This window comes from Acidobacteriota bacterium (genome assembly GCA_016715115.1).
Lineage (GTDB): Bacteria > Acidobacteriota > Blastocatellia > Pyrinomonadales > Pyrinomonadaceae > JAFDVJ01.
On record JADKBM010000013.1, the window covers coordinates 507,026 to 520,843 of the forward strand.

13 protein-coding genes and 2 pseudogenes are annotated in these 13,818 nt (G+C 55.1%); 9 read left to right on the plus strand and 6 right to left on the minus strand.

Annotated features, from left to right (window positions below):
• Window positions 1-5: 5 nt before the first annotated feature.
• The 5 genes from IPN69_17075 to IPN69_17095 form a co-directional block, all read right to left on the minus strand.
• Window positions 6-749, minus strand: coding sequence for an ABC transporter ATP-binding protein (locus tag IPN69_17075; GenBank protein ID MBK8812425.1), 744 nt, complete (start codon window positions 747-749; stop codon window positions 6-8).
• Between the two features lie 5 nt (window positions 750-754).
• The gene (locus tag IPN69_17080) at window positions 755-1,180 is read right to left on the minus strand and encodes a hypothetical protein (protein MBK8812426.1); all 426 of its coding nucleotides are present in this window, start codon (window positions 1,178-1,180) and stop codon (window positions 755-757) included.
• 15 nt (window positions 1,181-1,195) lie between these two features.
• On the minus strand, window positions 1,196-1,516 hold the full coding sequence (locus IPN69_17085) for a DUF5335 family protein (GenBank protein ID MBK8812427.1): 321 nt from the start codon (window positions 1,514-1,516) through the stop codon (window positions 1,196-1,198).
• Window positions 1,517-1,578: 62 nt separating this feature from the next.
• Window positions 1,579-2,694, minus strand: coding sequence for a nitroreductase (locus IPN69_17090; protein ID MBK8812428.1), 1,116 nt, complete (start codon window positions 2,692-2,694; stop codon window positions 1,579-1,581).
• A 19-nt stretch (window positions 2,695-2,713) separates the two neighbouring features.
• A complete protein-coding gene (locus tag IPN69_17095) occupies window positions 2,714-3,676 on the minus strand; it encodes a VWA domain-containing protein (GenBank protein MBK8812429.1) in 963 nt (320 codons plus the stop codon).
• Between the two features lie 222 nt (window positions 3,677-3,898).
• Here IPN69_17095 and IPN69_17100 point away from each other — a divergent pair, with 222 nt between their 5' ends.
• From IPN69_17100 to IPN69_17140, 9 genes and pseudogenes are all read left to right on the plus strand, one after another.
• Window positions 3,899-4,216 carry a tetratricopeptide repeat protein gene (locus IPN69_17100; GenBank protein ID MBK8812430.1) on the plus strand — a complete coding sequence of 106 codons (318 nt, stop codon included), beginning with the start codon at window positions 3,899-3,901 and terminating at the stop codon, window positions 4,214-4,216.
• Window positions 4,206-4,664: a hypothetical protein gene (locus tag IPN69_17105; GenBank protein MBK8812431.1), complete on the plus strand. Its 459-nt coding sequence runs from the start codon at window positions 4,206-4,208 to the stop codon at window positions 4,662-4,664. The genes IPN69_17100 and IPN69_17105 overlap by 11 nt, the downstream gene beginning before the upstream one ends.
• Window positions 4,664-6,346, plus strand: a complete 1,683-nt coding sequence (locus tag IPN69_17110) for a M1 family metallopeptidase (GenBank protein ID MBK8812432.1) — start codon at window positions 4,664-4,666, stop codon at window positions 6,344-6,346. Before IPN69_17105 ends, IPN69_17110 begins: the two co-directional genes overlap by 1 nt.
• Window positions 6,347-6,507: 161 nt before the next feature.
• A complete protein-coding gene (locus IPN69_17115; GenBank protein ID MBK8812433.1) occupies window positions 6,508-6,996 on the plus strand; it encodes a hypothetical protein in 489 nt (162 codons plus the stop codon).
• A gap of 307 nt (window positions 6,997-7,303) precedes the next feature.
• Window positions 7,304-9,475, plus strand: a complete 2,172-nt coding sequence (locus tag IPN69_17120) for a dehydrogenase E1 component subunit alpha/beta (GenBank protein ID MBK8812434.1) — start codon at window positions 7,304-7,306, stop codon at window positions 9,473-9,475.
• Window positions 9,476-9,699: 224 nt separating this feature from the next.
• The gene (locus tag IPN69_17125; protein ID MBK8812435.1) at window positions 9,700-9,912 is read left to right on the plus strand and encodes a hypothetical protein; all 213 of its coding nucleotides are present in this window, start codon (window positions 9,700-9,702) and stop codon (window positions 9,910-9,912) included.
• A gap of 157 nt (window positions 9,913-10,069) precedes the next feature.
• Window positions 10,070-10,660, plus strand: a complete 591-nt coding sequence (locus IPN69_17130; protein MBK8812436.1) for a hypothetical protein — start codon at window positions 10,070-10,072, stop codon at window positions 10,658-10,660.
• Between the two features lie 161 nt (window positions 10,661-10,821).
• On the plus strand, window positions 10,822-11,577 hold the full coding sequence (locus tag IPN69_17135) for a DUF3800 domain-containing protein (protein ID MBK8812437.1): 756 nt from the start codon (window positions 10,822-10,824) through the stop codon (window positions 11,575-11,577).
• A 24-nt stretch (window positions 11,578-11,601) separates the two neighbouring features.
• A pseudogene (locus IPN69_17140) lies at window positions 11,602-11,896 on the plus strand (putative addiction module antidote protein).
• A 716-nt stretch (window positions 11,897-12,612) separates the two neighbouring features.
• Here IPN69_17140 and IPN69_17145 read toward each other — a convergent pair.
• Window positions 12,613-13,781, minus strand: a pseudogene (locus tag IPN69_17145) (IS4 family transposase).
• Between the last annotated feature and the right edge of the window lie 37 nt (window positions 13,782-13,818).

Genomic DNA, 13,818 nt, shown 5'->3' on the forward strand with positions numbered 1-13,818 from the left:
ATCATTCACCAGACCAGGGCTTCCGGCCGTGCCTTTTTACTGTTCTGCACAACCTCGACGATCCGGCCGCTGCGCATATGGATGACGCGGTCGGCCATTTGCCCGATCGCCGCGTTGTGCGTGATGATCGCCGTCGTCGTGCCGAGTTCCTCGTTGACCTTTTTGATCACGTCGAGCACGAGTTTGCCGGTCTCGAAATCGAGCGCGCCGGTCGGTTCGTCGCAGAGCAAAACCTCGGGCTGCTTGGCGACCGCGCGGGCGATCGCGACGCGCTGCTGTTCGCCGCCCGAAAGCTGAGCCGGAAAATGGTCGACGCGCGATTCGAGTCCGACCAAACGCAGTGCGTCGGCGGGCAACATCGGGTTTGCCGCGATCTCGGTCACGAGCTCGACGTTCTCGAGCGCCGTAAGGCTCGGGATCAGATTGTAAAACTGAAAAACGAAGCCGACGTGGTCACGGCGAAACTCGGTCAGCGCCGCGTCGTCATCGACGGTGAGATCGTGGTCGAGATAAAAGACTTCGCCGGCGGTCGGAACATCGAGTCCGCCCAGAATGTTGAGCAAAGTCGATTTTCCGCCGCCGGACGGTCCGAGAATCACGAGCAATTCGCCGCGAAAGATCTCAAGGTCGATGCCGCTCAGGGCGTTGACCTCGACTTCGCCCATCCGGTAGACCTTGGAAACGCCGCGCATTTGAAAGACGGCTTCGCGGCTTTCCGTGCCGACGCTTCTGGCGGGCGCATTACTCATTTAACCTACTGCGGAACGGTCTTTGTAAACTGTTCGTTCGGAACAAGTTCAAGCAGGCCGTTGTAGAACGTTCGCGTCAGCCCCGGTAATGGCTTGCCGCCGGCCGAAAAGTCGAGCGCCATCCAGATCGTTCGTCTCGAGAAACTGTGCCGGACGAAAAAGTACTTCCGCGCCCCATATGATCGGATCGGCACGAGATCCTCGACGACCGGTTCCGTCGAATTGATCTCGGTACGATACGTAACTTTCACGTCTTTCTTGGAAATCACGATCAGGTTGAACGGGGCTCCGCGGTCGATCAAAACGACTTCGACCGCCGGATCGTCCGAGAACCAGAAAAGACTCTTTTCGGAAACCGGCTTCGTCGTCTGTTGGCCGAACACGGACACCGACATCACGACCGCAATTGCGATAAATATCAGCGTTTTCATAATTTACCTCCAACGCTATTCAAAACGTAAGACGGTTGTTTTCCCGTCGGCATCGGTGATGTCGAGGCCATCGTTCATCTCCGTCGAACTGAATGTTATCTTCACGTCGCGGGTGTCGGGAATCGTGTGCGTCAACTGGTCGCCGATCATTATCTGCGTCGTCAAATGACCGTTATTCGCGTCAAAGTCGATCCCTGAAAGAGGCAAACCGTCTTCGATCCAAAAGTCGTTGCCGTTCTCGAAGACTCCCAGACGGGTCCGGCGGCCTCGATTCTGTTCGCCGTAGAACCGCAAAAACCTCGTCCATTCGAATTTTTTGATTGTTGCGTTGCTCATAATTCTCTCCTTTAATAATTGCTGAATGAATCATCTGTTTGCCGCGCGATGTCGAATCCCGCTCAGGTCCTCAAAAACCAACCAACCGGCCGGCGCATCGACACCGGCGGTGGATAATCGTTCACGTAACCGGCCCGCAGAATGAATTGCACGCTCTCGGTGATCCCGACCGCTTGATTCAGGATGGCGCAGGTTGCCGGTTCCTCCAGAATCTGCGTCATCGGATGGATGGCGATGCTTCGTTCGCGGACGCGCAGAAACAGTCGTTGCATTCGCCGTCCGGCCTCAAGGAGTCCGGCGACCGACTCGTCGTTTGACGTGGCGAGTATCCAACCGCCGTGGGCCGAAACCTGTTCGCTGACCTTGTTGAGGCCGCGTTCCCTGAAATCTTCACTGAGGACGTTGTCGTGGGTGTAGAGGTTTCGGACGAACCACCCGGCGAATCCGTCGATCTCCATACTCCCGGTCGTCAGGCCGTCGCGGTGCTTTCTTGCTTCGCGGTTCGAAAACCGGATCCAATCCCTCAATTCCTGTTGCGCGGGTTCGCGGTACGCCTGCAGACGGTTCGCTTCGATGGTTTGCTCGTTGATGAATCGGGAAGCGTCGCTGTCGGGCGGCAGATAGCGGAAAAACTCCGGTTCGGACGCGAAGATATAGTCGAGGTCGTCCCGTCGGATCGCTTCGTTCGCAAAATTGCTCCGGACCGTTCGACGGCTGCGAATCGTCTCGATCGCAAAATCCGCCGCGTAAGCGCTTTTTTTCAGGCTTACCTCGACGACCTTTTCGTCGGAGTTCCGGGCGGCAAGCAGTTTCCAGTCGCAAGCGTAGCCGAAATGGCCCGCGGCATATTCAATGTTTTGAAGGAACGCGCCGATCGAAAGGATTGTTTCCCGCTGGTTGGGATCGACGGCCGGAAGCCATCGGCTCCGATCGTTTCCGATGATCCAATGAAAGGGTTCGAGATACTGAACGAACCAGGGCTGGGTGTTGTGACCGCTCGGCGCGAGCGACGCGAGGAAGAGTATTTCGGTTTCCGCCGGCTCGTAGAACCGTTCGCTCTCGGCAAACGGTTCCACGTCGGCCCGTATCAGATTCCGTTTGTCGCTCAACAAGTAAAGAGCCGCGCCCGCGACGGGCAGTAATTTGCCGAACTGCGTGATGAAGCGCCTTCTGTCCATAATTCCTCCCGCAATCCGCCTACTTCGCGTTCTTCGGGAAATAGCCCGCAAGGTGATGCAAATGAACGTCAAAGTCCGTCGTCACCTTGATCGTTCGGAATCCTTTTCCGATCGTTGAAGTCTTGTAGGTGATCAACCACTGCCGCGCGGCAGTTTCCGTGAATTCATCAAGATATGGCCTGAAATTGGCGAAATCGAAGCTTGTAAAATAGCTTTCGCCGCCGGTCTCGTCCGCCAGTCTGATCAGGCTGCCCTGGCCATAGTTGAATTCGAACCGACCCATCCGGCGACGGTCTTCGCCGGGCGCATAGATCGTGTAGACGGCGATTCCACGCCGCTGGCATTCACGGATCGCGCGGTCAAGTTCGATCGAAAGGAACGGGCTCGCACCGGCGAAACCGCGGGAAAAATCAAATCCGTCGGAGATGACGATCATTATCCGTCGTCCGGGCGCCTCACCGTCGAAATGTTTCGCGACATCCGCAACCCCGTCAAACGGACTGAAGCCGGGCGAAAACGATCCGCCGCGGACGATCCGTAGCGTTTCGGACGCCTGTTTCCGGTCAGTTGTCAGTTCCTGCGTTACGATCGCGCCGCCGACGGCCAGATAAGCGGTCATCACGCGCGTCGCGTCAGGCAGATTCTCGATGAATTTCTTAAGTTCCTTGATCTCTGAATTCACGCGCCAGTTCAGGTTGTCCTGAATGACGACGGCGATCGACGTCGGCGCTTCGCTTGCCGGTTTGACGGAAATGATCCGTTGGCGGATCTTGTTTTCGTAGACGGCGAAATCCGCCGGCCGCAATTTATCGACCGCGGCGCGTTCCTTGTCGCCGTGCGGAACGGCAGTGACGATGATCGACATTTCCGTGCCGTTCGAATTTGTCCGATTGGTCTTGATCTTCGGCTTGTTCTGAGCTGCAACCGAAAGCGCAAAGAAAAGAACCAATGCGATCGTTGTCGTAAAAATTTTGTATCTCATTTCTTGCCTCACTTAAACTGCGTCTTAACGTACGGCCGGCGAATTCCTTGAACCCGGTTCGGGCCGCGTTGATCGGATTAAGACGCTTGTTTGCCTCGCATGACCTAAGCGGGAGCATTTTCTATGCCATTCGATATGCCCGCCGAATTTGAGGGTGGCGGATGAACCGGTGTGTAAAAATCCCCGAAATGTATTAAAATTGCCCGAAGTTACGACATATTTATGCAAAACCGAATCGAAGTTTTCAAACAGATGCTTGAGGCCGACCCGACCAACACGATGGTGATGTTCGGACTCGCAAAGGAGTACGAGAAAATCGGCGAAACGAGTGAAGTGATCGCGCTCCTCGAACGTTATCTGGCGACCGCCGATGACGAAGGCAACGCGTACGGCGCGCTGGGAAAGGCGTACGCGAGTTCCGGCGATCGCGAAAAGGCCCGCGCGGCTTATGAAAAGGGGATCGAGGTTTCGCTCGCGAACGGCCATCCGACGATGGCGAACGATTACCGGATGACGCTCGATCTTGATTATGCTGATTAACCGCTTTGATTTTCAGATCGACGCCGACTTCCATCAGTTCTACCTTGAGGACGAATCGTCGCCGCACGGGACGGACACGATTTGGGATCAATCGTCATTCGAACGAATGCTCGGGGTCGGAGAAAAGCTGATCGCGGTCGGGACCGGACGGCTCGGCGAGGTTCCGGTGGCGGTCGAAATTCACGATTCGGCGCCGGAGACCCAAATCGAGCGCTACAGCCGGGTCAACGAATGCAGTCTCGAAGCGACTTCCGGCCGCCTCGTCATTGCCGGCTGCACGGACTATCTGCCGGATGCTGCGCGCATCGCGATCGAATCGGGATTTTACCGGGTCCGGGTGCTTTACGCTGATCTTGAGACGGTGACGGACGAGATCGAAGGGAGCGACTCTTATGTTCTTCAACTTTGGAAGGATTCGCAAATGCGGGATGTCGAGGTCTTGAAATGATGAAAACAAAAACAATCAAACGATTTGCGGGATGTCTTTGCGGTATCGCTTTGCTCGCGCTTTCCGCCGCCGCGCAGCGTGAACTCGGCGCGCGTCCGAGCGAAACGGGCGGTCCGGTTCCGTACGAACAGGCGGCGTACGACGTGCAGAAATACGACGTCGCCGTCAAGGTCGATCCGGCGACGAAGTCGATCTCCGGAACGACCATCGTGACTGCCAGGATCGTTCAGCCGATCAACGCCTTCGTACTCGATCTTGACAACCCGTTCACGGTTTCGGAAGTCTTTCAGATCGAGGGTTCGAAGAAGACGAAACTCAAGTTCGAGCGCAAGGGGACCAAGATCTGGAGCTATTTCCCGATGACGGTCCAGTCCGGCAAAACCGTCTCCGTCGAGGTGGTTTATGCCGGAACTCCGCGCGTCGCGCCGCGTCCGCCGTGGGTCGGCGGCTTTATGTGGGAAAAGACCGCGGACGGCTCGCCTTGGATCTCGACCGCTTACCAGAACGACGGCGCGGACGTGATGTTTCCGTGCAAGGATTATCCGCACGACAAGGCCGACACGGTCGCGATTCGCGTTACCGTTCCCGAAGGGTTGTACGTCGCTTCGATCGGCAAACTTCAGCGCGTCGTCAAAAACTCCGACGGGACGGCGACATATCATTGGCTGATGACGAATCCGATCGCCAACTATAGCGTGACCATCAACATCGCGCCGTACAAGGTGATCAACGACACGTACAAAAGCGTTGGCGGCGAGACGTTTCCGATGATCTTCTACGCGCTGCCCGAGAACGCCGGCAAGGTCGCGAAACTGATGGCTGAAACGAAGAAATACGTCGCGTTCTTCGAGAAATACCTCGGGCCGTACCCGTTTCGGTCGCAAAAGCTCGGAATCGTCGAAACGCCGCATCTCGGGATGGAGCATTCGACGATCATCGCCTACGGCAACAAGTATCAGTTCGACAAGGACGGATTTGACTGGCTGATGTTCCACGAACTGGGACACGAATGGTGGGCGAATCTTGTGACGGCGTCCGACTGGCGCGATTTTTGGATCCACGAAGGCTTTCAGTCGTTTATGGACACGCTCTATCTCGGCAGCGTGAAGGGCCAGGACGCGTATCTCGAAGCGATGAAGAAGCGGGCCAAGGCGACACGCAACAAACAGCCGGTCGCTCCGCGCGAGGCGAAGTTCGCTTACGAGGTCTATCTTCAGGCGCCGGATTACGTGAAGGGCGACGGCGATATCTACGGCAAAGGAGCGGTCGTGCTCCACACTCTGCGCTATCTGATCGGCGAGAAGGCATTCTTCAGTTCGTTGCGGAGGATGGCTTATCCGACAAAGGCGTTGGAGCGAATCACGACCGGCGGTCAGTCGCGTTTCGCGAACACGGACGATTTCAAACAGATCGCGGAAGAGGAATCGGGAATGGACCTCGACTGGTTTTTTGAGGTCTATCTGCGTCAACCGGCGCTGCCGCGACTCGGAATGGTCGTCAACGGCGACCGCATCGATTTCAAATGGAACGTCCCGAACGATCTTCCGTTTCCGATGCCGGTCGAGATCTCGATCGACGGCCGGATCGAGAAACTCGCGATGAAGAACGGCACGGCGACGATCTACACCAAAGGCGTGACGCCGGTCATCGATCCGAACGGCCTGGTTTTGAAAGCGGAGTAAGCCTGGAGCGCAAGCGGACTGGAGCGCAAGCGTCCTCGCTTGCAATGAGCGCAACGCGCGAACAGCGCCGGGGGAACGAGCGCACTAAGTTCAACGGCTTCACGGCGTTCACGCCGTTGGCAAGCGGGGACGCTTGCGCTCCAATCGGGGAGAATCGATCTGTGGCAACCTACGCTGAACTAAAACTCGCCCACCGGATTTTTATGCGCCGATATCCGTTCGGGCAGTATGCGGTGACGGACGCCCCCGAAGCGCTTTTGCGAAAGCCCCTTAACGAATCGCGCGTCGCGCTTATCACCTCGGCTGGATTGCGGCTTCCATCGCATCAACCCTTTGACCGCTCCATCAGGTCGGGCGATACGTCGTTCCGCGAGATCGCTAACGATGCCGCGCTTGACGATCTGATCGAAGATCACAAGAGTTCGGCATTCGACCACGCCGGGATCGCGCAGGACAAGAATCTCGCGTTCCCGCTTGAGCGATTTCGCGAACTCGGTTCCATCAGAACGATCGGTGAACTGAACAAGCGGCATTTTTCGTTTATGGGCTCGATCATCGGTCCGCAAAAGCTGATCGACGAGACCGCACCGGAGGTTGCCGAACTGCTTGTCCGCGACGAGGTCGACTGCGTTTTTCTGACGCCTGTTTGACCGATGTGCGTTCAGACAGTTGGTCTGATTCAAGCCGCTATCGAACGCCGGGGAATTCCGACCGTATCGATCTCGCTTCTGAAGGAAGTCACTTCCGCCATTCGTCCGCCTCGCGCGTTGTTCGTTCCGTTTCAAATGGGGTATCCTCTAGGTTTGCCGAACGACGCCGGATTTCAATTGAACGTGATCCGGCAAGCTCTCGCTCTGCTTGAAAAAAATGGATCTCCGATTTTGGCGGATTTTCAGCCGACAAGCTAAAATAAGTTATTCGATCATCAAATTTCGTTATCAAGATCAGGTACCAACGATGGCAACAGGAACTGGGAAAGTGAACAAGAAAGTCGCGTCCAAAACCGCTAAGTCAAACAATTCAACGACAGACAAGTATCACGGGCTCGATCGGCAGACGCTCGTCGAGATGTATCGCACGATGTATATGTCGCGGCGGATCGACGACAAGGAGATCCAGCTCAAGGGTCAGAACAAGATCTTTTTCCAGATCTCCGGCGCCGGCCACGAGGCCGTTCTGGTCGGCGCGGCCAAGGCGATGAAGCCCGGATACGATTGGTTCTTTCCGTATTACCGCGATCGCGCATTGATGCTTGGACTCGGAATGACGGCGCAGGAAATGCTCTGGTCGTCAGTCGGCGCCGAAGTCGACCCGAACTCGCACGGGCGCCAAATGCCGTCGCATTGGGGCAGCATTCCGCTCAACGTTCCGTCGCAGTCGTCGTGCACGGGCTCGCAGGCGCTGCACGCGGTCGGCGCGGCGGAGGCCTCGTATCGGGCCGGTTTGGTCGACGGCTTGAGAGAGAAGATCGCCGGATTCAAAGGCGACGAGGTCGTCTATATGTCGGTCGGCGACGGCACGACGAGCGAGGGCGAATGGTGGGAAGCGCTGAATTCGGCGTGCAATCTGAAATTGCCCGTTATTTTCGTCGTCGAAGACAACGGCTACGCGATCAGCGTTCCGGTCGAGGTCAACACTGCCGGCGGGTCGATCTCGGCGCTGGTCACCGGATTTCCGGGGCTCTTTATCCAAAAGGTTGACGGAACCGATCCGCTCGCGAGCTATGCGGCGTTCAAAGCGGCGGTCGAGTATTGCCGCGAGCGCAAAGGACCCGCATTTATCCATGCGAAAGTTATCCGGCCGTATTCGCACTCGCTTTCCGACGACGAAAAGCTCTACCGGCCGGAAGAGGAACGCGAGCACGACGCGTCGATCGATCCGATACGGACGTTCGCCGAGTTTCTGATGACCGAGGGGATCTCCAGCTCGGAAGATCTCGAAGCGCTGCGAAAGGAAGTCGATGCCGAAGTAACCGCGGCGTCCGACATTGCGATCGCGACTCCCCAACCGGCTCCAGAGTCGGCCTGGCGCAACATCTATTCGCCGGATGTCGATCCGACCGACCGCGCGTTGTTCGATAGTGAGGAAGGCGCCGAACTTTCCGGCAACGCCGGCACGATGGTCGATCTCATCAACCGTTGTATGCACGAGGAAATGGCGCGCGATTCGCGAATCGTCGTTTTCGGCGAGGACGTCGCCGATTGCTCGCGCGAGCAATACCTCGAACGCGTCAAAGGCAAGGGCGGCGTGTTCAAGGTCACGGCGAATCTTCAGCGTGAATTCGGTTCGGCGCGCGTTTTCAACTCGCCGCTCGCCGAAGCGAACATCGTCGGCCGCGCGGTCGGGATGGCGCTTCGCGGTTTGAAACCGGTTTGCGAGATCCAGTTTTTCGATTACATCTTCCCGGCGATGCACCAGATCCGAAACGAGGTCGCGGTGATGCGCTGGCGTTCGGACGGCGATTCGAAATGCCCGATGGTGATCCGCGTTCCGGTAGGCGGCTATCTCAAGGGCGGCGCGGTTTACCACTCGCAGTCGGGGACGACGCTTTTCGCGCACACGCCCGGTCTGATGATCGTTTACCCGTCGAACGCGCTCGACGCGAACGGCCTCTTGCGCACCGCTATCCGCTGCGACGATCCGGTGATGTTCCTCGAACACAAGCATCTTTATCGTCAGGTTTACAACAAATCGCAGTATCCTTCGTCGGAATTCCGGATCCCGTTCGGCAAGGCGAAGACGGTCAAAGAGGGAACCGACGTCACGATCATAACCTTTGGCGCGCTCGTCCAGCGCTCGTTCGAGGCGGCCAAACGGCTCGACAAAGACGGGATTTCGGCGGAGGTCATCGATCTCCGGACCCTCGTTCCGTACGATTGGGAAGCGGTCGCCGAATCGGTCAAGAAAACCTCGCGCGTGATCGTCGCGCACGAGGACCCGCTCTCATACGGCTACGGCGCCGAGATCGCGGCGAGGATCTCGGATGAGCTTTTCGAGTATCTCGACGCTCCCGTCCGCCGCGTCGGCGCAACCGACACCTTCGTCGCCTACGCCCCGCAGGTCGAAGATTATATTCTGCCCCAGATCGAGGACGTCGAAGCGGCGGCGCGGGATTTGATGAGGTATTAGGGATTTGGGAATTGGGATTTCGGATTTGGGATTTGAGAGTCCCAATTCCAAGTTCCAAATTCCAAATTCAGGGAGTCTGTCTTTTGAGTCAACAGAATGCGTCGATGTAGAGCGGCGACCAATTGCGGCGAAGGGCTAGTGATGATCATTCTTCGGATTGCCGGTTTTATCGTTCGCGATAGAGTTGAAAATGCACGGCTGTTCGCAAATATCGAGGAAGTAGTATGTTTGGATTTGGTGCATTAGAGCTTGTTTTCCTAATTGTCCTTTCGTTGTTCTTCTTAGTCGGCATCGGCTTTTTCATAATTATCGCGTTTAAGGTGCTACAGAGGTTCAACCAAAAGCCTGAAGACACCGCAACCGTTGCGGGGCTTCTAAAGGAGAACGAACGGTTGCGGGAGGAATTGAAAGAGTCTTATACCAATCGAAAGGAATAAAGCGCTTGTGGAGGCAAGGTAACGACCGCAGCGTTGCGAATGGTGAAGGCGATTTCGTCGGAGCGTCGAGGAATCGTCTTTTAGCGAATTGGTCAGGTATTAGGGAATTCGGATTTGGGATTTAGGATGTGAGTTGTCCGAGAGTGAGGGATTTCGTTTGAGAGATGAAATCAAAATGGACGAAAAGACCGATCAACTCTTTTCGGTAAGGGACTTTGCCGAGCAAAATGGCCTGCGCAAGCAGACTGTTTTCAAGGTTCTCAAACGCTTGGGAATCAATGCGTCCAAATCCCGTGGTAACGATCAAAGCAGAGGACAGTTGGTCTCATATATCACAGGCGATGATGCGCGGCGGATTCTGGACGCAGTTGGTTGCGTCGTTCGGCAAGAGGTTGGAGACGCTGATTTGCCCCTTGCCTCTCTTTACGATATCGGTGTGTTTTATTTGTTGTGTTTAGAGCCCAAACATGATCCTGGGAGATTCAAAGTTGGCTTTGCGGTAAATATCAGCAACCGCTTGCGTCAGCTTCGATGCTCTGCCCCGTTTGCCCGCATCATAAGGACTTGGCCGTGCCGTAGATTGTGGGAAAAAACTGCAATAGAGTCTGTCACAAACGGTTGCGAGCGCTTGCATAGCGAAGTGTTCCGCGCTAGCTCCCTTGAGTCAGTTGGCAGGAAATGTGACGAGTTCTTCGGATTAATGCCGATTATTGCCGAATCGGAATTGAATGACAGACTTGAAGATTAGACTCGCCGATCAGCATACGTGGTTGGATTACCCTTCCAGCCCCATCGATTGACCAAACCGCCAACTTCGAATTAGAATGTTCTCGGTAGCGGCATTTGACGCGCCAATTCCGAGGCTCGGCATTTCTTGCTGGGCTTTCGTGTTTTTCGGGGAACAGAACCTTGCTTTACATCGCTTATTTGGATGAGTTCGGTCATATCGGACCGTTCCTCAGTAATGACGATCCTCAACACAACACTCACCCGGCCTTTGGGTTGGGCGGGATCGTCATACCGTTTTCGGAAATCCGACAGTTTTCGACATACTTTTTCAAACTGAAGAATTCTCTGCTTGAATTTGAACTGACCAAGAGCGGCGAACACCCCGCAAAGTGGGAAAAGAAAGGATCGTCATTGTTTACGATCAAGAATATTTCGAAATATCGTGAATTAAGACAAGCTACGTTCAGGTTGATGAATCGCATCAAAGCGATCGGCGGATTCACAATCTATGTTGGTGTGGAAAAGCGACGGGATTGCGTGAGGCACGATTCCAAGCGGCTTTATGGGACCGTGCTGAAGGAAATCATCAAACGCATCGATCAAGAATGCGCCGCGCGGAATGCTCGTTTCTTACTGATTCTCGATGAGCAAGAGGAAAACGTTATGCGTCGTCAGATCGTTGAAACTGCGTCGATCGAGATGTTTGGCAGAAACGCCCGAACGACATTGATCGAACCGCCGTTTCAGGTCGAAAGCCATCTCTTTCAGACCGTTCAATGCGCTGATTGGCTTTGCGGGATTCTTGGGCGGCTTGCGTATTTCGAGTGCGAACCGAATGCAAAACCCGAAAATGAGACCGCTCAGCGTTACTTTGGTACTCGATTGAATGCGCTGAGTATCAGAAGCGGAATTCGAAAGCGCTCCGCGGGCAGTTAGATGGATCTGACTGGTTTTTTTAATATGGCGACAAAACACAAATCAACCCGCTATGACGTTGCCGAGCATCTTCGCTCCCCGGAGGAAATGGCGGCGTATCTTGAGGCATCTTTCGAAGAAGCCGACGGCGACGCGGCGTTCATCGCGAGGGCGCTCGGCGATATAGCGCGAGCCAAAGGAATGACCCAGGGCGCGCGATGCAGGTTTGTCGCGAGAAAGTCTCTACAAAGCGCTTTCCGGCGATCGGGCACCGAGTTTCGATACGGTCTTGAAGGTCGTTCGCGCGTTGGGAATCAAATTGCACGCTGAGGTGATCTAACCCGCACGTGGTCCATCGACGATCCGGCCTGTTCTCGGGTTTGGCCGTCTCTCGGCTCACACACGCGCGGTGCTGACTCGCGGCAAGTCACCGGCCGTAGCGCAATGGTCGGACTTGCAACTAATCACGGGTCGAATCCTAACGGTTGCCCGCCCGCTAACGCAGACGGTAATGACTCGCTCGATATCACAGGTCGAAGCGCGATGGACGGATGTGCGGCAGCTCGCGGATCGAGTCGTGATGGATGGATTCGCGGGAGATCAAGGGGCGAGGCGCAATGGTGATTCGCGGGAGATCACGGATCGATGCGCAATGGCCTTCGGTCTGCTAACGAGCCTGTTTCAAATCTGCCGCGGCGAGTCGACGGCACCGTCGGCGCGTCAGTCAGTACCAACTGCGGTAGCGGTTGGTTTGCGATGAAATTTCGAGCCCCAAAATCAGTTAATCGAGATGTGGCCATCCGCTACTGCAGATGGTGCTGACGCTCTTATCCCGACGGAGTTTTGACCCGGCTTTTAACGCAAGCGGTGTTGGCTCCCTACAATCCCAAATCCAAAGCCCAAAATCGCAAATCGCAAATCGCAAATCGCAAATCCAAAATCCCAAATCGCAAATCGCAAATCGCAAATCGCAAATCGCAAATCCCAAATCAATGCTGTCCTAAACGTTTTCATTCCGGATTCCGACCGGCCTGAAACATTGGTTGTGACGCGTTCTCAGGCGTCGGATTTGAAAAGAACCCCCTGGTTCAAATTAATATGCCTTTTGGACGGCTCGGTGAACGGGTCGTCGAGCCAATGTTGCAAATCTATTTTGGTGTACATATTCAGCCGAATAAATGCCACTAAATTCGATAAATGCCATTTGTATTTTGCCTTTGCTTTCAGATATTTCAAAAGCAGAATCGTGATCAGCGCGGTCCAGATCTGAATCATCACGGCGTTTAGAGTCGTGCCGATAAACGATTTGATGGCGCTGTTTGATCTCCCGAAGAAGATCTCGATCTGCCAGCGGCTCTTGTAAAGGTCGCCGATCGTGTTTGCCGACCACGTAAAATTATTCGTCAATAGTTCGATCTCCTGTTGGTGTTCTTCATTCCAGACGACCACCCGGCGAAGCTTCTTCGGATAGCGTTGCTTCGATTTCGGAACGCGAACTCGATGATCTGGTCCGCCCGAACAGGCGAATCGGACGGCGTCTCATTCTCCTTCAGAACCGTGTATTGGAGGTTCTCCTTGTGCCGGACGACGAACTTAACGCCGCTGCTGTCCCAAACGTTGAGCAAATAAAGATCGGCGTAGAAACGGTCGGCGACGACGACGCTTCCCGGGATCAGAGGAATGTCGTAAGCCCCTTTGTTATCGCCTGTTTTGCCCGTTGTGACGTTCACATAAACCGGCAATCCGCCGTCGTAATCGAGCAATGTGTGCAGCTTGACCGCGCCCTTCGCCGTCTTGTAATGCGCCCAGTCGAACAAGTCCAGACATAAACTGATCGTCGTCGAATCGAGCAGCAGAATCTTCGATTTGATCCTGAACTTTATCTTCCGGTGGGTCTTCTGCTGTCCTAAAAGATCGAGCAGATGAAAATAGTAATCCCTGAAGATGCGCCAGTCGCGATGTTTGTTCTGGTAACTGACCGACGACTTCGACGGTGCCTTGGCGACACCGAGATGATTCAGGTTGCCGGTCGCCGACCGAAGCCCGTTGCTGATGTCGCGGACCGACTGGCTCTTTGCGAACTGGCAAAACAGCATCGAGATCAGATGCGTCCAGCTGTCATAACCCTTTGCATGCTTGTCGGTCTGGTGCTTTCGGACAATCCGGTCGAATCCAAAACGATCCAAACGGGTGACGATCTGCGCAAATAATGTTATTTTTTCCATAAGAGAAGGTGTTGTTTTTGTTTCAACTCAACGATAG